Origin of the sequence: Paenibacillus segetis (genome assembly GCF_014639155.1) — a bacterium.
Classification (GTDB): domain Bacteria; phylum Bacillota; class Bacilli; order Paenibacillales; family Paenibacillaceae; genus Fontibacillus; species Fontibacillus segetis.
Map to the genome: position 1 here is coordinate 3,125,930 of NZ_BMFT01000001.1, position 23,092 is coordinate 3,149,021.

Consider the following 23,092-nt stretch of genomic DNA (forward strand, 5'->3'; position numbering starts at 1 on the left):
ACCAGATTCTCCTACAGCTTCAAAAACTCTTGTAATGTCCGATCACTCAAACGAGGTAAATACTCATGACCGTACTCGTGATACACAAGAAGTTCCTTCTCGGAGATGATCTTGTTATACGCCGCAAATTGAGTTGATGGTGGGCAAATCGTGTCTGATAACCCCGTTACAAATAGTACTTTTGCCTGTATACGTTCCGCTAAATTTTGAATATCGATGTACCCAAGCTTATTGAACAATTCGTCCTCACGGTGATGGTGTGGATCGAAGAAGCGGAAATAATAAGCCAGCTCTTCGTATGCAGATGTCGTAATGTCTAGTTCCCAGGCTCTGCGATAATCAGTTAGGAACGGGTATACCGGAATCGCCAGCTTAACCCGTGGTTCGAGTGCTGCACAAGCGATCGTCAATCCTCCACCTTGAGAGAGCCCATGTACCCCAATCCGCTGTGGATCAATATGCTCCATCGACATCAAAATTCGAACGGTTTGCACTGTGTCCAAGTATACGTTTCGGAAATACAATTTATCTGGATTAGGATCATCTACACCGCGGATGATATGACCGCGGATTGTCGTTCCCTGAACGGTCAGATTATCTTCTGAAAGTCCACCTTGGCCACGGCAATCCATAGCAAGTACAGTAATGCCGTGTGCCGCAAAATTCACTTTGTCCATCCAATCCCCACTATCACAGGCATATCCGTGGAAATAAGCCATCCCCGCCCCTTTCTCTTTGATTACTTTAGGTTTGACATATTTAGCGTGAATTCTTGCTCCCCCAACACCCGTAAAGTACAAATGGTAACACTCAGCAAGATCACTTATGAAATCCGCTGGCACTAACTCGTAATCTAGTGATTGTTCATCTAGCTCTTTTAAAGCCCGCTCCCAATAGGAATGGTGGTCCCCCGGTTTTGGACTGTTACCGTTATATTGACTCAATTCTACTAAAGGCATGTCGTTAGCCATGTCGCCTCGTCCTCCTGAATGTACGAAAACGGATTAATCGCAAGATATAATCCGTTTTCGTTTGAATATGCTATGAATGCAAATAAGCTACATGTGTACGTAAAAATTAAATAATACCTATTTCAGCATCGTCGCCGACTTCTTCATGCGTCGCAATCACATAATCTACGATTTCTTGCACCGTTGTATACGCTACACCGACATAAGTGTCTGCCGCTCCGTAGTAAATTGCAATTCTACCACTCTCTGCATCAAAAAGTGTTGAGCATGGGAATACCACGTTATTTACAAACCCTCTCTCTTCATACCATTCCTCTGGTGTCAACACATAAGTGCTAGAACGGTATTTAACCTTCGAAGGTTCTTCTAGATCGAGAATCACAGCCCCCATACTGTACACGAGTCCATTACATGTCCCGGTCACTCCATGGTAAAACATCAACCAACCCTCCGATGTTTCTATCGGAGCCGGCCCCCCACCAATTTTTACGGATTGCCACCAGCCTTGACCACCTTTTGTCATCACATGACGGTGTTTACCCCAATATTTAAAGTCCGGACTTTCACTCAGGAACACATCGCCAAATGGCGTATGTCCGCTGTCACTCGGACGGGATAGCATAACGAAATTATCATTAATTTTTCTAGGAAACAGCACCCCGTTACGGTTAAATGGTAAAAAAGGATTATCTAGACGAACAAATGTTTGGAAATCATCTGTTTTTGCAACACCAATTGCAGCACCATAGAAATCGGTACACCAGATAATATAGTAAGAATTCTCTACTTTAACTAATCGAGGGTCATATGCATAGTTGGGTTGGAACGGTTGCCCTTTTTCATTAACAAATTCAATACGTTCCTCTTCAATGTTCCAATTCAGGGCGTCATCGCTCCAGCCCATATGTAAATGAGGACGTCCATTGATCGTTTCTGCACGGAACACACCCACAAAACGATCTTCAAACGCAGCAACTGCACTGTTGAATATACGCGCGATCCCTTTTGCTGGATTTCTCTTGATCACCGGATTGTCACTATGTCTCCATACCGGTCCCACAGCGCTTTCAGGTTTGTTTTGCCAAGGCATATTTGGTAGGTTTTCTCCGATAATTTTCACTTCTGTCATGATGTAAAACTCCTTCCGCAAATTGAATAATTATTTTTATTTTTCTGAACCCTGTGCAAATCCGTTGTATATATATTTTTGTAATGATAAGAACGCGATAAGTATTGGAACAATCGTAATCATAATAGCCGCGCAAATTACTTCCCACTGCGACCCGTACGGACCTTTAAATTTATACAAAGCCGTCGATATTACTTGTAAATTCTCACTTGGCATGTAAAGAAATGGTGTGTAGAAATCGTTGTAGACATTAACACCTTTAATGATAATGACGGTTACAACCGCTGGGGCAAGTAACGGCAAAATAATTCTTCCATAAATCGTGAAATAAGAAGCGCCGTCTAGCATCGCTGATTCATCGAGAGATTCGGATATCGTGTCTAAAAACTGCAAGAAAATATACACAGCAATGATATCAGTCCCAAGATAAAGAAGAATCGGAGCAAAACGAGTATCTACCAAATGAAATGCATTAATGATCCGAAATGTAGCAACTTGCGTCGTCACACTCGGAATGAGAGTAGCAAGCAAGAATGCACCCATTAACAATTTACTCCCGCGAAATTTGAAACGGTTCAGTACATAAGCAATCATTGAACCAATTAACGATGCCCCAATGATCGATACGATCACTATAAACACGGTATTCCCGAATCCAAGCAACATCTTTCCTTCTACAAAAGCCTTCGTATAGTTAGCGAAATTAGCCCAATTTTCGGGAGGAGTAAGAGGACCTGTCGACCCATATTCTTTGTTCGTCTTTAGTGAAGCAAACAAAACGACAACAATTGGTACTAGCGACACAAATGCTCCTAAGAGCAACGTCAAATATTTAAACACGTTCGCTGTGGCATACTTCAGTCTAAACATCTTACTTCTCCTCCTTGATCAGCGCCTTCTGAAGTACCGTCACAAGAACGACGATGATCAGAAGCACCACAGCCATAGCGGAAGCCAGACCTAATTTGTTATATTTAAAGGCCGTAGTCACAGTTTGAATAACGAACGTGTTACTGCCATTGGAGCCGTTAGTCATAATATAAGGAATATCAAATGCACTAATCGCACCACTAATTGCTAAAATCAGGTTCAACTGTAGTATTTTTTGAATACTAGGAATAATGATATGCACAAATTGATGCCAACGATTTGCTCCATCAATATCCGCAGCTTCATATATATCTTTGCCGATCGAGGAAATCGCGCCTAAGAAAATAATGAAGTTAAACCCCATATATCTCCAAACAGAAGCACCCGATAATGAAATGTTAATAATCTTTGGGTTCAGGAGCCAACCTTGTGTGAAGTCTCCAAGACCAATAAATTGCAGTATCGTATCTAACGTGCCATCTCCTCTGAAGAAAAAGAGGAATATAAAGCCGATAGCCACTCCATTAAGAAGGAAAGGGAAAAATAGCACTCCTTTAAAAAAGTTCTTGAACCAAGTTTTAAAACTTAGAATCGTAGCAAAATATAAAGCAAGGCCCATCTGCACAAAGGTTGCTCCGAAATAGTACAATGCAACTTTAAACACGGTAAAATACTTCGAATCCGTAAATATCGTTTTGTAGTTCTCAAAGCCGACATTATCATAAGCCTTGCTATATCCGTTCCAGTTCGTGAAGCTGTACTTAAACATGTTGAATACCGGTAAATAAGCAAATGTAATTAGCAGGGCTACCGGAATAATTGAAAAAGCAATAATGATTATTCTTCGTTGTGCCTTATAACTTAAATTTTTAAACACCACTCACACCTCCAAGGGGCTTGCTCTACTCTGGCTTCTTTTTCATTAGTTGAAAGATAAGGGAAACGTACTTGACGTACGTTCCCCACCTCCATTCCATTACATTCCTATGGTTAAATCCCCTACTATTTCACTACTTTTGCACGAGATTTTACCCATGCGTCATTCAAGTCTTTCATGATATCATCATAGGAGTCTTTCAAGTTACCGATACCAGCTTCGATAATACGTTTCTTGAATTCAGGCTGCCATAGACCGATTTCAGCATCTTTATCGATCTTATCAACAAAGCCTTCTTGCCCAGCTTGAGCCGGTGTTTGCAATTCAAATTTCACATCTGTACCTTCAAATTGTTTCAATGTAGCAGGAAGTTCAGCGCCAACAACTGGGCTCATTCCACCAGCTTGCTCTGTTGGGTAACCTGATTCGTTAATGAACCAGTCGATCCACGCTCTAGCTGCTTCTTTATTTTTACTGTGTAAGCTAATCCCTAGGGTATAATCGTCCGCCAACGGCATGATGACTTCTTTAGCATTTGTAGGGAAAGGCATATAGGCGATATCATCAGGATTCGCAGCCAGACCCTGTACTTGACCAATAGCCCAAGATCCGAGTACCATAGCACCAATCTTTCCGTTAGCCATATCTACTTTAGAAGCATCCCAGTTCGTTGTCGTCGGGTCGGGTTCGATCAAACCTTGTTTTGCAGCGTCGTACATAATTTTGTAAAGATCGTAGTGAGGTTTACCTTGAACAAAGTTGTCGTCGGTATTCACTTGTTCAACATTCACATAATCAACACTTCCTGCAGCCGTGGTAAGTACAGCCTCCCATTGCGTCAATGGCCAACCATCTGCATAGTTCGTATATAAAGGAATTGCTTCACCTTTGTCTTTAACCGCTTTCAACGCAGACAAGAACTCATCCGGTGTTCTTGGAGCTGTCGAAACACCCGCATCAGCAAATACTTTCTTATTGTAAAGAATACCCGAGAAGTTCACGGCTGTTGGAATACCATAAGCTTTTCCATCAACTGCTCTCTCTTCTAGACCGATATATTGCTTGCTCATTTCTGCTAGATCACCTAGTGGTTCGAAGAATTGCGCTGTATCCGCAAGTGGAATACTAGTTGGAACCAGGAGAACATCACCATAATCATTGGAGTTCATACGAACTGTAATTTGTCCCTCATAGTCGGACAAAGCTTGGAAGTTTACTTTTACATTAGGATATATCTTATTAAATTCAGCAGCATACTCTTTAAACACTGTGTCTACGATATCAGTTCTTTGTGTAAGAACGGTAATTTCTCCAGAGATTTCAGGTGGAGCACTTTCCTCAGGTTTAGCTGTCTCTGTCGCGTTACCCGAGTTCGTTGGCTTTGCAGCACCTTCGTTGTTGTTCTTCGAACCACAACCCGCTAACATTGTCAATACGAGCATAAGTGCCATAAATCCAAAAAATACTTTGTTTTTCTTCATCTTTTTTACCCCTTTCGTTTACGAAATTAAGTTATCGATAAACTACTTCTTAATTCTATTATGGATGCGCTTTCTAGTCAATAATAAATTATTAAATAAAGTAATTTATTAAGTTATAATTAAGTTATAATTAAGCAATGATAAACATATATCTATAGTTCTCTTCCTATTTAGTTAATAAAAATGTATACTTGTGTTGAGAATTCAGTAGCTAATTCCTTAGGGATCAAGCTACACAGGACGGTGATTGGAGTTCATGAGAAACAATGTAACAATGCAGGACATCGCTAACAAACTGGGAGTAAGCAGTGTAACCGTATCAAAAGCTCTAAGCGATAAAGAAGGCGTCAGCGATAACCTAAAAACGAAGATCAAGAAATTAGCCATAGAAATGGGCTATCGTTATAACTCTGCAGCCAAATCCATCAAAGACGGACTTTCATATAATATTGGAGTGATGATTCCTCAACGTTTTACCGGAGCTAATGAATCCTTCTACTTGAAGGTTTATCAACAGATAGCGCTTCATTTAGACCACTATGGTTATTATGGGATTTTGAACATCTTAAGTAATGAAGATGAACAGCAATTAAACTTCCCGAGGATTTATAGTGAGAACAAAGTAGATGGGATTATTATCTTGGGACAAGTTAGTAAGAAATATATAGAAACAGTGCAGAGTATGGATTTACCGAAACTGTTCTTAGACTTTTATGATGAGCATGCCGCAATCGACTCAATCGTTACAGACAATTTTTATGGCGCATATGAAATTACGAACTATTTAATTCGTAGCGGCCACCGTGAGATTGCTTACGTTGGAAATATCTATTCTACTAGCAGTATTCAAGACCGCTTCCTAGGTTATTACAAATCTCTGCTAGAGCATGGATTGACGCTTGATAATAAACTGCTTCTTAACGACCGGGACGAGCAGGGTAAATTTATTGACATTGAATTGCCTCAGGACATGCCTACTGCGTTTGTATGCAACTGTGATCAAGTCGCCTTTGAGCTGTGTGATCGATTGAATTCAATGGGCTTTAAAGTCCCTGAAGATTGTTCTGTCGTTGGATTTGATAATGATATTTATGCAACTCTATCTACTCCGCAGCTTACTACAGTTGAGGTTGATATTGATCAAATGGCACGTACAGCCGTAAAATCTATCATGGATAAAGTAACTAATCCGAATCGCCAAATTGGACGGATTCTTGTCCAAGGTAAGATTATTTATCGGGATTCCGTTCGAAAATTAGTCGATGAACCTTCGCCTTCTAACAATTAAACTAACCTTTAACTTATAAAAACCGCCAAATGGCGGTTTTTTTGTGCTCTAGATTACTTTATTTTAGTCACAGTTCCGTAAAGTCTTCTGTAAAACGAAAATAATATTTCCGTTATATATTGTTATGTTTCATATTTGAAATTATAATAACAATAATAACAAAACTAACAATTATCATTTTGTTATTATTTTCATTTGATTCTTAATCATCATGATAATACCTAACAAAGGAAGGTTGATGACATGAAACTGCAAGGATACATCGCAGGCATGACATGGGGTTTCATGGGAATACGAGGCACATGGGCTAACCCTACGGCTACATATTCTATGGAACAAATGGTAGACAAGACACAAGTCAACTGGACCGCCATCGCCTTTTCAGCTACGCAGGAGACTGCTCATTCCACTGAAATCGCTTTCTGGGAAGAGCCTACCGTAAGCGATGAAGAGGTTAAATGGGCCATTAGTAAAGCGAAATCACTTGGTTTAAAGATTTGCCTCAAACCAATCGTCAATTGCTCCGATGGGACTTGGCGGGCTCACATTAATTTCTTCGACAAGGATGTACCTTGTGAACCGAAATGGTCTGAGTGGTTCCATTCCTATAATCGCTATATTGTTCATTATGCTAGGATCGCCGAAGAAATGGGTTGCGAGATGCTCTGTATTGGCTGTGAAATGGTGCAAACCGACCGACGTGAACAGGAATGGCGCAATCTCATTTCTGAGGTACGAGCTGTCTATTCCGGACTCATCACTTATAACTGTGATAAGTATCAAGAAGACAATGTAACCTGGTGGGATGCTGTAGACATGATTTCATCAAGCGGATATTATCCTGTCCAAAATTGGGAGGCACAGTTGAACCGGATTGAAGCTGTCGTTCAGAAATATAACAAGCCGTTCTTCTTCATGGAAGCAGGTTGCCCAAGTCGAACTGGCTCGAGTGACATCCCCAATGACTGGACTCTTGCAGGTAATCCTAACGAAGCAGAACAAGCGCAATTTTACCGCACAATGTTTAGCGCCTGTGAAACTAGGCCATGGGTTCAAGGATTTATGCTTTGGGATTGGCCTGTTGTTCTTTACCCGCGGGAAACAGCCCCCACTAATGATGATTATTGTGTATTTGGTAAAGAAGCTGAAACCGTTGTTGCGACATACTATGCTGCAAAGATCCGGGATTATGAATGCCTTGTAAGGAGTGAATCAGATTGATAGCCTACGCAGATTGGATAGAACAGCTTGAAGGGGAACTCAAAGACAATATTTTGTCTTTTTGGCTTGAACATACGCCAGACAATGAATACGGTGGGTTTATTAGTTATATAGACCAAGAGATGAACGTGAATAACCAAGCCGATAAAGGTCTAGTTCTGACTGCTAGAATATTATGGACTTTCGCTGCAGCTTACCGTAAGTATCCTCATAATAACCGCTACTTGGAGATGGCCGATCGGGCTTATGCCTACTTACAGAACACATTCGTAGATCACGAGCATGGCGGATATTACTGGATGATCGACTATCTAGGTCGCCCCGTCCAGGATAAGAAACAGGTATACGGCCAGTCTTTTGTAATTTATGCGTTGAGTGAATATTATCTGGTAACTGGCCGTGAAGAAGTACGAGATCAAGCCGCAAGTTTGTTCGAACTACTAGAGAAGTACAGTTACGATCCGATCAACCGAGGTTATGTTGAAGCCTTGACTCGGGAGTGGCAACAGACCGATGATCTAACACTAAGTGATAAAGATTTGAATGAGAAGAAATCGATGAATACCCATCTTCATGTTCTAGAAGGTTATACGAATTTGTACCGGATATGGCCTTCCTCCGCTCTTAAGCAGAAGCTGACAGAGTTAATAGAAGTAACACTGAATCATATTATCGATCCTAACAGCTCCCACTTTCACCTATTCTTCGATGAAGAATGGCAAATTAAGAGCCATCATATTTCATATGGTCACGATATCGAAGGCAGCTGGCTTCTGGTGGAAGCCGCGGAAGTCCTCGGAGATTCCGAGCTAATACGCCGAGTGCAGCGTATCGCCATTCTAATGGCAGAAGCTGTTCTAACTGAAGGTGTAGATGAGGATGGCGCAATTTGGAATGAAGCAGACAAGCAAGGACTAACAGATAGCAATAAAGATTGGTGGCCGCAAGCCGAGGCCATGGTTGGCTTCTATAATAGCTATCAATTAACTGGTGACACCAGGTTTGAAGAAGCTTCACTTCGGTCTTGGAATTTCATACGAAATTATATGGTTGATCAAGTTCATGGGGAGTGGTATTGGTCCGTCAATCAAGCTAGAATTCCCCAAGCTCACGAACCCAAAGTCAGCGTATGGAAGTGCCCTTATCATAACGGTAGAGCTTGTCTGGAAATGCTCCATCGGTTAACTGGCAGCAATCATCATTCATCATAAAAAAATCATATGGAGGCATACAAATGACAACGATCTTTGAGGAACGCAAAGCAATATTAACGGCCCGCTACGAGGAACTTATCTCCCGCCGCAATGAAAAAATCCCTTATGGAAACGGGATCTATGACCGTTATAAGTACCCACTCCTGACCGCTGAGCATGCACCGCTAATTTGGAAATATGATTTCAATGAAGAGAGCAATCCTTACTTTTCCGAAAGACTAGGCATCAACTGTGTATTTAATCCTGGAGCCATTGAATTAGACGGTAAATTTTATCTGGTTGCTCGCGTTGAGGGAACAGACCGTAAATCATTTTTCGCCATAGCGGAAAGTGACAACGGGGTGGATGGATTCCGTTTCTGGGATCATCCAGTTGTTTTGCCTGAAACGGAGGACCCTGATATTAACGTCTACGATATGCGATTGGTTCGTCACGAAGATGGTTTTATTTATGGCCTCTTCTGCACAGAACGTAAAGATCCAGATGCGCCTAAAGGCGATTTATCCAGTGCTACGGCTAAATGCGGAATTGCCCGTACTAAAGACTTGAAGACATGGGAGCGTCTGGCCGATCTCCAAACAAAATCTCCACAGCAGCGTAATGTAGTACTTCATCCAGAATTTATCGAAGGCAAATACGCTTTCTATACTCGACCTCAAGATGGATTCATTGATGCTGGATCCGGTGGAGGTATCGCTTGGGGTCTCTCAGACTCCATTGAGAAGGCCGTTATCGACGAGGAGATTATTGTAGATGAACGGCAATATCACACCATCAAGGAAGTGAAAAACGGTCAAGGTCCAGCCCCAATTCGCACCTCGGAAGGATGGCTGCATATCGCACATGGCGTTAGAAATACCGCTGCCGGACTACGTTACGTGCTGTATGCATTCCTCACGGACCTAAATGATCCACGCCATATCATTTACTCTCCAGGAGGCCACTTAATCGCACCGGAAGGCGAGGAACGAATTGGCGATGTATCCAACGTTGTATTCTGCAATGGCGTAATCGCTCGAGATAATGGCGATGTGTACATCTACTACGCTTCATCTGACACCCGGATTCATGTTGCGACAACTACCGTTGATCGTTTGCTTGATTATGTTAAGAACACACCGAAGGATCCACTTCGTTCCTACGCCTGTGTACAGCAACGCATTGAATTAATCAACCGTAACCTAGCACTTCATAATTAATCTTATCTATATACCAGAAAGAGGCTGTGAGCATTAGCTCACAGCCTCTTCTTTTATCTGATCCAAGTACCGAACTCATTGATTCGGCCCGGCTGTAGAGTCACGGTGGACTACATCCACCGCAATCAATATTTTCTCATAAGCAGTTCCCGGATTAGCTAACCGATCCAGCAACTTTCTAACTGCTCGCTGCCCCAATTGCTCCTTCGGAACGTTCACTGTCGTAATAGAAGGCTGACTACGTAGCGTATCATCAATGTTGTCAAATCCGGTTACGGATATATCCTCTGGAACTCGGAGCCCAATAGAATGCAGTGCTGCTGTTACAGTCACTGCAATAGAGTCATTAGCACAGACCAATGCGGTCGGTAGACTATTCGCATCTATTCTTGTCTTGGCCCATTCGATAAAATGCTCTTGAAACTGTCCCGTTTCGATCCCTTCGAGCATGAGCATGTCATCATGATCAGCCTGCGGTTGTATATTATTATCTTCAAGCGTACTGCGGAACCCAATCCACCGATCGCGAAAACTCCGTGAAAAAGCAGAATTACCTAGAAAGTGAAGCTTCCTATGCCCTAGACCAATAAGATGATGTACAACTTTAGTTATTCCGTCAGGGTTGTTAGCAAATATCGTATCAGAAGGAATCAAGTAATCTTCATGATCAACGAGTACCATCGGGAAGCCAGTTCGGTGTGCCTCTAATAGAAGCGAAGTTGCAATTTGCCCTACACCTACCATCCCTCGTATTCCTTCTGGATTTATCGCATGTAAGAAATGATCTCCTTGCGGTTCAGAGATGATAATCATCCCCAGCCCCTGTAACTCTAATTCCCGTGAAATGCCTTCTAATACTTTACCCCAATATAAAGATTCCTTATTCTGAAAACGGATATTAGGCATGAGAACAAGCACTGAACCTTTGCTAGGCACAGTTGGTAAAGGAATGTTTGCAGGTATAGCATTTTTAACATAGCCGTTCTTTTGGGTAAAATACCCCAGCTGAGAAGCAGCCTGAATGACTCGTTCCTTCGTCGTTTCATTCACGCCCCCTTTGCCCGATAAAGCTTTGGAAACGACAAATTTAGAGACGCCTAAATGATCAGCGATTTGCTGCATCGTAATTTTTTTCAACAGAATATCCCTCCGGGAAAGACACTAACAGTTTATATAACAATATAACAACATTATAACAAACTTAGCCCTTTGTATAAACAACACCAGAAAGATACCTGCAAGCAGCTCTATTTCCTATGGTTTCTTATGATCTTCTTCAATTTATTCTGTAGAAGAGTCTAATAATGATGCCACCCAATGAATCCCCTTCTTAGATAAATGTTGCAACAATTCTGCCGTCTTATCGGCAAACTGATCCACAGAAGGTTGAGAAGGAGGTGGAAGTAACAGATCGGCCGGGGTCTGATTACTTGCTACCGGAGCAACAGTTGGGACAGGCTTCGGTTGTGCAGTACTTTTAGGAGCGCTATTGTCAACGGAAGGGGCCACCCCTTGGCTAGTAACTGTTGTAGCCCCATTGTTCAGATTAGGACCATAAGTAGACTGCGTACCAGATTCCGCCATCTGCATCCCAACTGCAACACCTACTACAAGTAGGATGCCATACATTAGACCATTTCTCATCTTTCTGGCCATGGAAAATCACACTCTCTTCCATCTTCAGGATTTCTTATCCGTTGTGCTCTTCTTATCTGTTGTGCTTTTCTTATCCGATGTAGCAACCTTCTTGCTATCCTTATCCTTACTATCCTTGGATACCGTACTCGCTTTCTCTGCTTTCTGGCTCTCAAAGTACAGATCAGCAAGAATATCGGCTAGTACCTTCGTCGTCCGTTCCAGTTCTTCTTTCGTATTATCTACGCCACCAATTTCGATCAGTACGCTCTGCGGAGATAAGGATTGATTGTATTCCCCATTCCCCTGCGCAGATGTTTTGCCCCAAATCCCCCGTGAAATGCCCGCATAGGACTTCTCCAGACGCTCATGAATCGAACTCGCAAAGGCTTCATTCTTCTGCCAATTCTCATTACCATGCCCAATAATGAAGTACACCTGAGCATAAGACTCACCATTAATAGTTGTAGTCGTTTTATCATGACGTTGTGAATCTCTGTGAATATCGATAAAATATTGCAGCTCACCATTTTGCGCCATGGCCTGTTTAATTGTTTCGCGTGAATATTTATAGGAATAGTTATAGTTGTAATCACTTACCTTAGCCGCATAATTCTCAAAAGAATGTAATGTAGCGACCCCTTTACGTTCGAGTTCCTCAGCAAGTATATCTCCAACTAAACCCACGTTTTTCTTACTGTTAGGTGACCCTGGATTATCAACATTTTTACCTAACAATGGATTATATGATTCCTGTGGATGAGAATGATAGATCATCACGATATTCTTATTCCCCGGCTTGACCGTAGATTCGTCCGGTTCCTTCGTCTCTCCCCCCTGAGTTCCAGATGGATCAGGTTGCCCTGAGCTCTCATCAGGCTCTGGAACTGTGATATCCCCTGGTTCCTGATGATCTGGGGCAGTTCCTTCTGCACCAGCACCTGGCCGATAATCCTCTGGAGCCTGTACATTATCATTTCCCGATCCTGTACGAAGCAGAATGGGACTGTCTGCACCTAAGCCCGGAACTTCCCTTGCAACGAGACTTTTCGGATCAGACGGATTAATATCCGTCAGCAACTGAAATACAAACTCAGTCATTTGCTTTCCTGAAAAAGAGGGAGTTTGTTTCTCCGCCGTATTTTGTGGCAATTCCATTCCCAGCATACCGATAAAGAAATGACTCGACAGGGATGATGCTAATCCTTTCATCGATGTAACTGGCGATGTATTGAAGTGTTTCTCTGCCATTCCACCCACACCCAATAAAATAAAAAACACCAAGGATAACACCGTTAATAACAGAAATGTCTGCCCCATGGCGAGCACATGCATCAGACTTCGCTTCATCTTTCCAATATTCCAGGCCTTGAACTTCATATTCGTACGTCCTCCTCCAGACAAAGATGAATTTTCTGAACATCCTCTATAATTCAAATCTATGAACCTATTTCACGAGATAGAACCCTTATTCTCACAAAAAAAAGAAGTTCGCTAGATTGCGAACTTCATAGAGTTGTTTTCTTATTAGGTGGAGGAGTGAGTTCACAACGGGCCGGGCTTAACCCGGATCCCATTAATGCGTATATGCATTCACATTCTCGGCATCTACTGCACGATGTAGCGCACGGTTAAGTCCGCTGGCGATAATATTAGCGATATCTTCAATAAATTCGTCAATCTCTTTGGGTGTAACGATCAGATCATGTCCAAGTGGTTCGAGCACCTCTTTTACAAGACCTAGTCGCTCCCCTTCATTTAACTCGGTTAGAAGCCCCATGATCTGCTTACTTTGCCCTTGATCTCCTCCACTTTCCTGATTAAAGTGAGATTTCATGAGGTCAAACACATTGTTTACAATCGTGGAAGCATAACATACCGTGGGCACTCCAATGGCGATACATGGAACACCTAAAATCTCCTTCGTCAGTCCCCGTCGTTTATTTCCTATGCCCGAACCCGGATGAATACCAATATCAGCAACTTGGATCGTTGTATTCACCCTTTCCAAAGATCTGGAAGCCAAGGCATCGATGGCAATAATAAGGTCTGGCTTAGTTCGTTCAACAATTCCTTGCACAATATCGCTTGACTCGATTCCCGTTAGTCCAAGCACACCTGGTGCGATCGCACTAACCTCACGATACCCTGGAGAGACCTGATCCGGTGCTAACTCGAAGTAATGACGAGTCACCATCACGTTCTCCACCACAAGTGGACCTAGAGAATCTGGTGTCACATTCCAGTTACCCAAACCAACGATTAGCACTTTAGCTCCTGGTTGTATACCGATCTTGTTCAAAAAACCAGAGAACTCTTTCGCAAAGACATCCGAAACATGATCTTGAAGCTCGGAGTCCTGATTCCGCAGACCTGGAACTTCAAAAGTAATATAATGACCTTTGATTCTGCCAATCTTCTCCGAAGCAGCGTCATTTTGCACATCAAGCCGGGTGATCTTAACACCATCCAATTCATCTATATCTTCGAACAATCCCGGAACAGGTCCGCCATTTGCTCCCTCCGCGATTTCTTTTGATTCCACCGCCAAGTCCGTACGTACTGAATATTCTCGCAAGTCCAAATTCATGTCTAATTGCCTCCTTTTCCTCACTTGACTATATTGTGTGGGAGAGACAAAACTATTATGCAAAGTTTATCATTTATGATGAATTTATTGCTTTTTACCCCACCACATGATAAAATATTTTAAGTTGTGAATCATCTGGGTTGATATATGCTTTACAGGAGGTGAATGCAATGCCTAACATTAAATCCGCAATCAAACGTGTAAAAACGAACGACAAGCGCCGCGCTCTTAACATTTCGCAAAAATCCGCTCTACGTACAGTGGTAAAAACTGCTGATACTGCTCTAGCGAACAACGAAGTGGAAGTAGCTAAAGCCGCTTTTGCTGCTGCTACTAAGAAATTGGACAAAGCCGTTTCTAAAGGTTTGATCCATAAGAATGCAGCTTCCCGCAAGAAATCCCGCTTGGCTAAAAAATTGAACGCCCTTACGTCCCAAGCGTAAGAGTCGCTATTTATAAACTTAAGCCCGAAGAGACCTGAACATTTCGTTCAGGTCTTTTTGGTGCCATAATATGCGATTCAGATAACTTTCGACTCAACAGGGGTAGATACTATGCGCCCAGCTTTAGCAAAAATAACTCTAGCCCCAGCACCTTATCTATTCGTCCACTTTTCATCTGATAATCGAGATTTGCTAGTTCAGATAATACCATTCGCAACTTAGCTGGTTCAAACTTCCGAGCTTGCTCACCAGCAATCTTAACCGCGTAGGGATGAAGCCCAAGTTGTGAGGCGATTTGCTGTTGAGAATAACTCTGCCGGGCCAGATCCTTCACTTGTAACATAATCCGGAACTGTCGAGCAATTAACGCGGCAATTTTGATGGGCTCCTCACGCTGTTTCAGCAAATCATAGAAAATACCTAGCGCTTGCTCCATCTTCAAACCTGCGATACACTCTACCATCACAAACACGTTCTGTTCGGTGCTACGCGCCACAAGCTGATTAATCGAGTCTACATCGATGACACCGCCTTTGCCCGCATACAGGCATAGCTTGTCCATCTCAGTAGCTAATGCGGCCATCTGCACGCCACTCGCGGCAATTAAGGCTTCCGCTGCATCACGTCCAATCGTACATCCTTGCTTCTCTACTTGGCGGACGACCCACTGGGTAAGTTCTCCTCCACCTAAGGGCATAAAGGAGAGCACTGTTGCCGTTGTCTTCATCGTCTTAACTATTTTCTTACGCTCATCGAGCTTCTCACCATTGATAATAAAAACTATTACGCTATGTGGGGCTGGATTCTCGATATATGATAGCAGGGACTCGACTCTATGTTGAATCTTCCCGTTCTCCTTACCCGCTGTGAACAGCGAAGAATCACGAACAAGGATCAATTTTCGTTCTACAAGAAAAGGCAACGTCTCTGCTTCTTCTACTACAACCTCGATAGGCGTTTCCGACAAATCAAATGTCGCAATCGCAAAGTCACGTTGATCTCTGTCTACAATCGTCTCTTGAAGTGTACCTACAAATTCCTGAATCTGATATTTTTCCGTACCATAACATAAATAAAGCGGGGATACACGCCCCTGTTTAATCTCTTTGACCGCAGACTTTACATCCATCTGGTATCCCTCCACTTTGTATCTCTAATTGCCACTTACCGCTTATAATCTTGCATTATACCTACAGTTTCATTACCTCTCACTATAATACTTTGATTCCCCAAATTAGTCGAATACACACGGAGTAGCTGCTCCAAAACGCAACAGAGGGACCGTTCGCCACATAGCGAAGGATCCCTCTGTCCCAGAACATCTATATAAACGCGGGCTTAAAAAGCTCTAGAAACTTTCCGCCAGCGGTCATACGACGATCAGGGGCAATCCTATATTCTATATTCTCTATACTATATAACCTATTCCATATCTCATCAATTGGTGCAAACTTTATTTTTATGGGGAAATAGCTTGTATATTAGATTCTTTCAAAGGATCTACCGTATACGAAGAGGTTACCCCGTTCTGTTCTGTCTGATAGTTGAACGTTGCACTGTCCCCAGACCACTCACCGGTCACCCAATTGCCATTGATCGTCTGATCCACGACAAGCAACCGTTCTACCTCAGAAGTTATTTTATAGAAATATAAATGTCCGTCCTGTAGTTCAACCGTATAGGAACCGTTCGGGGAATTCCATTGACTAAGCGCTGCGTTCGCTGCAAATCCACTATCAGCAATTCCCATACGAGAAACCATTCCATTGGCATCATCGCCACCAGAAGTTTCCATTAAGCCATATGGATCTAACGCATCCTCTGCTGCAGGACTTCCTTTTAATGCCGAAGGATCACTTTGCTTAGAGCTTCCTGGTTTCGTCGTGTTTGAATTAGCACCGGTCGTAGGGGCAGTTGATGTTGACGGACTGCTGTTGTCTCTGCTATTAGGAGATGTCATTTTATCACCTGTAGCCGGTGATTCTGTTGACGCAGGAGCTTGGTTTGTTGTCCCATCTGCAGCATTATTGCTATCAGCTAAGCTCTTATCACTACCCGGAGCAGTTGCTGTATCCTGGGAGAAATTTTTGTCCATATTCGCTACATCTGCAGCTTCACCATTGCTTGCCGAATTCTGCTTAGCAGAATCAGATTTGTCCACTTTGGCATTAGATGAATTATCTAGCGATTCCGATGTTATTTCTGCATTCGGAATGGTTTGCGGCTCATATTGGTATATAAACAGCCCCAATATCGCGGCTGCGGCCACTGTACCCAGTGCTCCTACCCTGTAGAATCGGCCTCTTCGAGAGGTTTCTTTGCGCTGAACCCGATGGTTCGTATCGGATTCTAACGCTACGGAAGCCACAGGGGATATAAATTCCGCCGTGGTTCCCTCTTCCTGACGTGTCCGATCAATAGCTTCCAGCTTAGGTAGTATTGCATCAACAAGACTAAAGCTTGGAACTACTAAGGGAAGCTCTTCTAACTGGGTGGAGAGCTCATTCAGAAGCTCAAACTTCTCGGCGCAATCCTCACAATGTCGAAGATGTTCGAACAGAAGATCACTTTCTTCTTCGTTCAAATCATGGTCCACATATCGATGCATCCACTCTACCACCTCCAGGCACTTCATCCTGATACACCACCTTTCTGATAATCTTGGAGTAATTGTTGAAGCTGTTGTCTGGCCCTAAACAAATAGGATTTCACTGTGTTCAGTGGCAAATTCAAACAGTCAGCAATTTCGTTATAAGAGAAGTCTTGTAAATATCTTAGAACAATAACCGTACGATGCTGTTCTGGAAGCTGCTCAATCGCTTCACGAATATCTTGTGCAATATAGCCGGACATTACTTCACGTTCAACGCTCTCTTTGCCTTCAAAAACAAGTTCATGCTCATCAATAGATACCGTCGGTTTGTTTCTCCGAAACTTATCGATACAAATGTTCCTGACGATTCTTTGCACCCAAGTTTTGAACTGTGCTTTTTCTTCATAGGAGTTAATCTTGGTATAAATTCGAATAAGTGCTTCTTGAGCAGCATCATGAGCGTCCTGTTCATTGTTCAAAATGTAGTAAGCCGTCCGATACACATCGTTTTCAATCTCTCGCAATAGGGTGATTAGAGCGTCGCGATCGCCCGTTTGAGCGGCTCTGATGAGTCCCTGCTCCACCACAAAGGCTCCCCCTTCCTTGCAACCTTACTGACGATATTGTCCGACAATATGTTGCATTCTTGTTACTTTTTTTGAAATATTTTTTACGAAACATTTTACATTCACTTTTAGGAGGAAAAATATGATATCTCAACTCATCTAGAATACCAAAAAAAACAGAGTGCGTCATCCAGTGCCCTATTTGTCTAGTATCCGTAGCCATTTTATATGAAGATAAAGAGGCAATGCAAATATCACTACCGGAACATGTGGCGGACACGTAATTCTCCAGCTTTCACTTCCATCTGGATCTCACCATTCTGATCGGTTCGTAGAATATCAGTGCCCTGTCCCAGCAATCGCTCTACTACAGCAGGATAAGGATGACCATAGCTATTGGAGGCACCGACAGAAATAACCGCCATCACCGGATTCCAGTAGGTAAGCCAAGCCTGGGAGGACGATGTTTTACTTCCGTGGTGAGCTACTTTCAGCACATCGATATTATGATCCTGAGGAGGAGAAGGCGTTTGGTTATCGATCTCAATAACTTTTAGCTCTGCCGCTTCATCCATATCACCAGTGAAAAGAAAGGAAGAGCCATCCATTTGTAACCGAAACACCACAGATTCATGATTCTGCTCCTGTATGTAAGGAATTTCACCAGTACGATTCTCCGTTGGCTTGGGGGATAAAAATTCGAGGGTTGTCCGTTCATCTGGCTTAAGCAACATTCCCCGTGATACGGAATATATGGGAATATCCTTTGCGATCGCCGTAGACATCAGCTTCGTCACCGTCTTCGAATCCGTTAAACTCCCATTCATGATTACAGAATTGACAGGGAAATGCTCTAGAACAGCTTGCAAGCCACCTACATGATCCTGATCCCCATGCGTCATGATTACAACATCAAGAGTATGAATCCCGCGTTTTTTAAGGAGCGGAACGACTGTCTTGGCTCCTACTTCATAGGGATCCTTCCTATCTCTCCAGCTATCTCCTGGTTTTCTAAAAGAGACTGTACCCCCTCCGTCCACCAATATGTTCTTACCATCCGGAGTAGTCATGAGAGTACAATCACCTTGACCGACATCGATAAATTGTACATGTCCCGTACCCTTACTATTAACTGGTTGATAACCAATCAATAACAGCAGTATTGTACAGCCCGCTAGCATCACTTGCAGCCCTACTCTTCCCCATACTAGACGGGAATTTACATCAAGAGTACTACGGCGATTATCGTGGTCTTGCAGGGGTTGAAGCGGAACCGTATCGTCCAAAGCTGAAATAGTGGAAGCCAGGTCCAATTGATTCCTCCGAGACATGGAATACAGCAAAAAGTAGACAACTCCATAAAACGATAGGATCCAGATTAAAGAAGGTGATTTCCAATATGTCATAAATCCAGGCAGACCATTCAACCACTCCGTGACCATAAATGTACCTGAATTAAGAAACCGAACTGGGTAGGTGATCCATTGACCTAACGGGAGCCACACCATTCCCAGTAACAAAGCGGCTGTACCGAGAGGTAACGTAACGACACTGATCACAGGAACTAAGAATAAATTTGCAGCTATTGATAAAAGCGAGAATTGGTTGAAATAATATATGGTCAGAGGAAAAGATACGATCTGTGCAGCAACAGTAATGGCAACAGCACCTCTAATCTTCTGTGGAAGCCATTTGAAGTAAGGAGTCAGTAAAGGAACAAATAAAATCAATCCCGCCGTGACTGCAAAAGAGAGCTGAAAACTGACATTGAGTAAGAAATACGGCTCCCAGAATAACATGACGAGCGCAGCGGCCGATAGAACATTCAGCCCATCCTTCAGTAATCCACGCCTTAGCAAATAAACGCCAAGCATCGACATGATTCCCGAACGAATGACCGATGGAGAGAAGCCCGTAATAAGTACATAAGCAGGTAAAAACCAGAAGACAATCAGCAAGGCCCTCTCTCGAGTCACACGACATAGACGAAGTACAGCAAAAATAAGACTTATGTTAATTGCTACATGACTACCGGAAATCGCTAATATATGTGTCAATCCAAGCCCAGTAAATTGGTCATATTTATCTTGGTCCAAATCATCAGAAAGTCCAATTATGAGCCCCTTCATAAACCCTGCTTGCCAGTCTGGAAATAACCGCCCGATAATCTCACCGATACCATAACGCCTATCGTCAATCCATCCAAAGAAGGTGGCGGTAGTAAAGGTACCTGTTGTTAGCTCTAACGCTGAAGCTCCCTTTGCCTTGAACAACCAGTGAATTCGCTTATTATGTAAGTACTCACGATAATTAAATCCCCCATAATTTGTTGCAGTTGCAGGAGACGCTATACTTCCAGCTAACTTAATATGATCTCCCCTGCCCCATTTTGCAGCAATTCCAAGTTCCTCAGGAGAGGCAAGTCGAAGCTGAACCATCACGCGTTCTCCAGCAACTCCCTTCTCTCTGCCAGTAGCCTTCTGTCCACTTTCCACGGGGATATTAACCCTGATCGTTGTCAAAGCCAGCGTAAAATCGGCTCGATCTCCATCGATGTCCACCGCAGATACAATCGTCCCTTCAGCGAAAACCGCTAGCTCTTCGACTTTAGCAGTTGCACCCCCCGCATACAGCGCCTCTGGAATGTGACTCACATTTCTTCCATCGTTATAAACCCAATATGCAGCGCCCAGAGAGAACGCTAGCCAAAGAAGGAGCATCTGCTTCCATGAACAATGTCCAATAAGCTTCAGGAATGGGCATAACAACGACACTCCAGCACAAAGTAGCCATAACGACGATCCATTATATAGATAAGCCATACCGCTTCCAACAATCCAGCAACAGGCAGTAACAGCTAGTGGTCTTCGGCTCATATTTCATTTCCCTCCTTTTACGCACATAAAAAAGAACCTCCTCTGCCCTAACCGGCAGATGGAGGTTCTTCCTCAATCTTTCCTAATGTGACCACTCTTTGTGATCATGTACGATTAATCCTCAACCTTCCCCGCTGCCTCTTGGGGCGGCTGATAGGCATCCAAACGACGAAAGGTAATCCCTTTCTGAGCCATCATTGCGGACACCTTCCCCGTATCCTTAGGATACGGGCGATGAAATACGATTTCCGTAATTCCACTATTCGCAAGCATGTTCGCACATGTCCAGCAAGGTTCATCCGTGACATAAACACTAGAGCCCTCACGGTCAATTCGATCCGTGAACAGCAGTAGATTCTGCTCAGCATGTATTGTACGTACGCAGCGCTGTTTTTTGATCATCTTTTCCTCGCCGTTCACGTTAGTCAATTCATACTCTTCCGCAATCATACACCCTGCCTCCGAGCAATCGGGAACGCCTGACGGCGCCCCATTATACGCTGTTCCAAGCAACTTCTTACCTTGAACCAACACGGCGCCTACATGCCGACGGTTACACCGTGAACGTGTCGACACCATGTAAGCAATATCCATGAAATACGTATCCCAATCTTTACGTGTGTCATGATCCATCCTTCATGTCTCCTGTTCTTTAAAGCCCAATATGAGGCTTCATTTTTTGCAGCATCTTGTCGCCAATTCCTTTCACCTTAGTAAGGTCATCTACAGAAGTGAAAGCTCCATGCGCATTACGATAATCTACAATGGCTTGTGCTTTCTTTGCTCCGATACCAGGGATATTCTGCAGCTCCATCAGTCCAGCTGTGTTTATGTTAATCAAACCACTTTGACTTTGCTGCTGTTGCGGTTCTGGCGAAGGAGAAGCAACCTTCTCAGGTTCAACTAATCCTATTTCTCCCGATGATGGGCTTGTAGTCCCCGTAACCTCCGGTTTATTGGCATCAGCGACAGACATCGTGGTATTGCTCACTTCAGTACCACTCTGTATCTGTGCGGAATCAACATTTGTTTGCATAGCCGCTACCACTTCTTTATTCACAGGAACCCAACCTTCAATACCAGGATCACTGTTCCCACCAATAGCCGCGAACATGAGGCCAGCCCCTATGATTGCCGAAACTGCCGAAATTAACATATACTCCTTTTTCACTTCATACGCCTCCATCTTAAAAGAATCTGTCTTTCAAGGTCATGAAGATCCAGTCAAGATGCATACATATATAAATGACGAAGAACTGTGCACTCAGCACGGAAAGGGGATTTAGGATGAAGGTAGCTTTCATCGGGACAGGATCTATGGGTAGTTTACTAATTGGAGCCTTCCTGCGTTCCGGTGCTTTACACCCGCACAATATTTATGCCACCAATCGTTCCTCACATAAAGCAGAACTGTTAGCCAAACGACATCCCGGACTTCATATCACCCACAGCAATGTGGAAGCTGCGCGGGGAAGCCATATTATATTTCTCTGTGTGAAACCGCTCGATTTCCCTGATGTAATCTCAGAAATCAAGCATGTTCTGAACGAGGAGCAAATTGTCATTTCCATCACAAGTCCTGTCCTTATCCAAAAGCTTGAGAACCTCATTCCATCCAAAGTAGCCAAGATCATTCCTAGTATTACGAATTCAGTACATAGCGGAGCCTCACTCTGCATTTACGGAGAGAGGATCCAGCCTGAGAATCGAATCCTGCTGGAACAACTCATGTCGTCTGTAGGAACCCCGCTTGTCCTGAAAGAGACGGAGACACGAATCGCCTCCGATATCGCGAGCTGTGGTCCGGCCTTCATCACATACTTCCTACAGCAATGGATAGATTCAGCCACAGAGCTTACGGGTATTTCAAGAAGAGAAGCCACCATTCTGGGGGCAGAGATGCTTGTAGGTACCGGCAAATTGCTGACAGAAGGTGGCTTTACAATGGAAGAGCTACAACGACGAGTCGCAGTCCCAGGCGGCGTTACCGCCCAAGGATTAGCGATTCTAGAATCACGTCTGCAAGGTGTGTTCCCTAGCCTGATTGAAGTCACACATCGTAAATACGATGAGGACCTCAGCAAGCTAGAAACATTGTTTAATAACTCCGCACAGAATACAACTACAGACTAATCATCA

At 43.3% G+C, this 23,092-nt stretch carries 21 protein-coding genes; 6 read left to right on the top strand and 15 right to left on the bottom strand.

Annotated features, from left to right (window positions below):
• Positions 1 to 11 precede the first annotated feature (11 nt).
• The 5 genes from IEW05_RS14815 to IEW05_RS14835 all read right to left on the bottom strand — a co-directional run bounded on the left by IEW05_RS14815 (position 12) and on the right by IEW05_RS14835 (position 5,328).
• Positions 12 to 971 (bottom strand): alpha/beta fold hydrolase, encoded by a 960-nt coding sequence (locus IEW05_RS14815; protein ID WP_188540050.1) that lies wholly within the window; start codon positions 969 to 971, stop codon positions 12 to 14.
• 106 nt (positions 972 to 1,077) lie between these two features.
• Positions 1,078 to 2,100 carry a glycoside hydrolase family 130 protein gene (locus IEW05_RS14820; protein WP_188540052.1) on the bottom strand — a complete coding sequence of 341 codons (1,023 nt, stop codon included), beginning with the start codon at positions 2,098 to 2,100 and terminating at the stop codon, positions 1,078 to 1,080.
• 36 nt (positions 2,101 to 2,136) lie between these two features.
• A complete protein-coding gene (locus tag IEW05_RS14825; RefSeq protein WP_188540054.1) occupies positions 2,137 to 2,970 on the bottom strand; it encodes a carbohydrate ABC transporter permease in 834 nt (277 codons plus the stop codon).
• A gap of 1 nt (position 2,971) precedes the next feature.
• Positions 2,972 to 3,847, bottom strand: a complete 876-nt coding sequence (locus IEW05_RS14830; RefSeq protein WP_188540056.1) for a carbohydrate ABC transporter permease — start codon at positions 3,845 to 3,847, stop codon at positions 2,972 to 2,974.
• Between the two features lie 125 nt (positions 3,848 to 3,972).
• Positions 3,973 to 5,328 (bottom strand): ABC transporter substrate-binding protein, encoded by a 1,356-nt coding sequence (locus IEW05_RS14835; RefSeq protein ID WP_188540058.1) that lies wholly within the window; start codon positions 5,326 to 5,328, stop codon positions 3,973 to 3,975.
• 256 nt (positions 5,329 to 5,584) lie between these two features.
• Here IEW05_RS14835 and IEW05_RS14840 point away from each other — a divergent pair, with 256 nt between their 5' ends.
• The 4 genes from IEW05_RS14840 (at position 5,585) to IEW05_RS14855 (ending at position 10,250) form a co-directional block, all read left to right on the top strand.
• Positions 5,585 to 6,616 carry a LacI family DNA-binding transcriptional regulator gene (locus IEW05_RS14840; RefSeq protein ID WP_188540060.1) on the top strand — a complete coding sequence of 344 codons (1,032 nt, stop codon included), beginning with the start codon at positions 5,585 to 5,587 and terminating at the stop codon, positions 6,614 to 6,616.
• Between the two features lie 243 nt (positions 6,617 to 6,859).
• Complete coding sequence (locus IEW05_RS14845) at positions 6,860 to 7,837, top strand: glycoside hydrolase family 113 (protein WP_188540062.1); 978 nt, start codon at positions 6,860 to 6,862, stop codon at positions 7,835 to 7,837.
• Entirely contained in the window at positions 7,834 to 9,048 is a 1,215-nt protein-coding gene (locus tag IEW05_RS14850) for an AGE family epimerase/isomerase (protein ID WP_373285806.1), read from the top strand. The genes IEW05_RS14845 and IEW05_RS14850 overlap by 4 nt, the downstream gene beginning before the upstream one ends.
• Positions 9,049 to 9,071: 23 nt before the next feature.
• Positions 9,072 to 10,250, top strand: a complete 1,179-nt coding sequence (locus IEW05_RS14855; RefSeq protein ID WP_188540064.1) for a glycoside hydrolase family 130 protein — start codon at positions 9,072 to 9,074, stop codon at positions 10,248 to 10,250.
• A 75-nt stretch (positions 10,251 to 10,325) separates the two neighbouring features.
• Here IEW05_RS14855 and IEW05_RS14860 read toward each other — a convergent pair whose 3' ends face one another.
• The 4 genes from IEW05_RS14860 to gpr all read right to left on the bottom strand — a co-directional run bounded on the left by IEW05_RS14860 (position 10,326) and on the right by gpr (position 14,475).
• A complete protein-coding gene (locus tag IEW05_RS14860; protein ID WP_229753384.1) occupies positions 10,326 to 11,387 on the bottom strand; it encodes a LacI family DNA-binding transcriptional regulator in 1,062 nt (353 codons plus the stop codon).
• Positions 11,388 to 11,531: 144 nt separating this feature from the next.
• Positions 11,532 to 11,894 (bottom strand): hypothetical protein, encoded by a 363-nt coding sequence (locus IEW05_RS14865; RefSeq protein WP_194434129.1) that lies wholly within the window; start codon positions 11,892 to 11,894, stop codon positions 11,532 to 11,534.
• Between the two features lie 36 nt (positions 11,895 to 11,930).
• Positions 11,931 to 13,265, bottom strand: coding sequence for a stage II sporulation protein P (locus IEW05_RS14870; protein ID WP_188540068.1), 1,335 nt, complete (start codon positions 13,263 to 13,265; stop codon positions 11,931 to 11,933).
• Positions 13,266 to 13,461: 196 nt separating this feature from the next.
• Positions 13,462 to 14,475 (bottom strand): GPR endopeptidase, encoded by a 1,014-nt coding sequence (gene gpr / locus IEW05_RS14875; protein WP_188540070.1) that lies wholly within the window; start codon positions 14,473 to 14,475, stop codon positions 13,462 to 13,464.
• Positions 14,476 to 14,645: 170 nt separating this feature from the next.
• Between gpr and rpsT the strand changes: the two genes are divergently transcribed.
• Positions 14,646 to 14,918 carry a 30S ribosomal protein S20 gene (rpsT, locus tag IEW05_RS14880; protein WP_188540072.1) on the top strand — a complete coding sequence of 91 codons (273 nt, stop codon included), beginning with the start codon at positions 14,646 to 14,648 and terminating at the stop codon, positions 14,916 to 14,918.
• A gap of 109 nt (positions 14,919 to 15,027) precedes the next feature.
• Here the strand turns inward: rpsT and holA are convergent, their stop codons facing one another.
• The 6 genes from holA to IEW05_RS14910 all read right to left on the bottom strand — a co-directional run bounded on the left by holA (position 15,028) and on the right by IEW05_RS14910 (position 22,124).
• Positions 15,028 to 16,047 (bottom strand): DNA polymerase III subunit delta, encoded by a 1,020-nt coding sequence (holA, locus tag IEW05_RS14885; protein WP_188540074.1) that lies wholly within the window; start codon positions 16,045 to 16,047, stop codon positions 15,028 to 15,030.
• Positions 16,048 to 16,377: 330 nt separating this feature from the next.
• Positions 16,378 to 17,553: a zf-HC2 domain-containing protein gene (locus IEW05_RS14890; RefSeq protein WP_188540076.1), complete on the bottom strand. Its 1,176-nt coding sequence runs from the start codon at positions 17,551 to 17,553 to the stop codon at positions 16,378 to 16,380.
• Positions 17,550 to 18,098: an RNA polymerase sigma factor gene (locus IEW05_RS14895; RefSeq protein WP_188540077.1), complete on the bottom strand. Its 549-nt coding sequence runs from the start codon at positions 18,096 to 18,098 to the stop codon at positions 17,550 to 17,552. The genes IEW05_RS14890 and IEW05_RS14895 overlap by 4 nt, the downstream gene beginning before the upstream one ends.
• 236 nt (positions 18,099 to 18,334) lie before the next feature.
• Positions 18,335 to 20,953, bottom strand: coding sequence for a DNA internalization-related competence protein ComEC/Rec2 (locus tag IEW05_RS14900; RefSeq protein WP_188540079.1), 2,619 nt, complete (start codon positions 20,951 to 20,953; stop codon positions 18,335 to 18,337).
• Positions 20,954 to 21,067: 114 nt separating this feature from the next.
• The gene (locus tag IEW05_RS14905) at positions 21,068 to 21,586 is read right to left on the bottom strand and encodes a deoxycytidylate deaminase (RefSeq protein ID WP_188540081.1); all 519 of its coding nucleotides are present in this window, start codon (positions 21,584 to 21,586) and stop codon (positions 21,068 to 21,070) included.
• A gap of 19 nt (positions 21,587 to 21,605) precedes the next feature.
• Positions 21,606 to 22,124 carry a ComEA family DNA-binding protein gene (locus IEW05_RS14910; RefSeq protein WP_229753385.1) on the bottom strand — a complete coding sequence of 173 codons (519 nt, stop codon included), beginning with the start codon at positions 22,122 to 22,124 and terminating at the stop codon, positions 21,606 to 21,608.
• A gap of 116 nt (positions 22,125 to 22,240) precedes the next feature.
• Here IEW05_RS14910 and comER point away from each other — a divergent pair, with 116 nt between their 5' ends.
• On the top strand, positions 22,241 to 23,086 hold the full coding sequence (comER, locus tag IEW05_RS14915; protein ID WP_188540085.1) for a late competence protein ComER: 846 nt from the start codon (positions 22,241 to 22,243) through the stop codon (positions 23,084 to 23,086).
• Positions 23,087 to 23,092 lie beyond the last annotated feature (6 nt).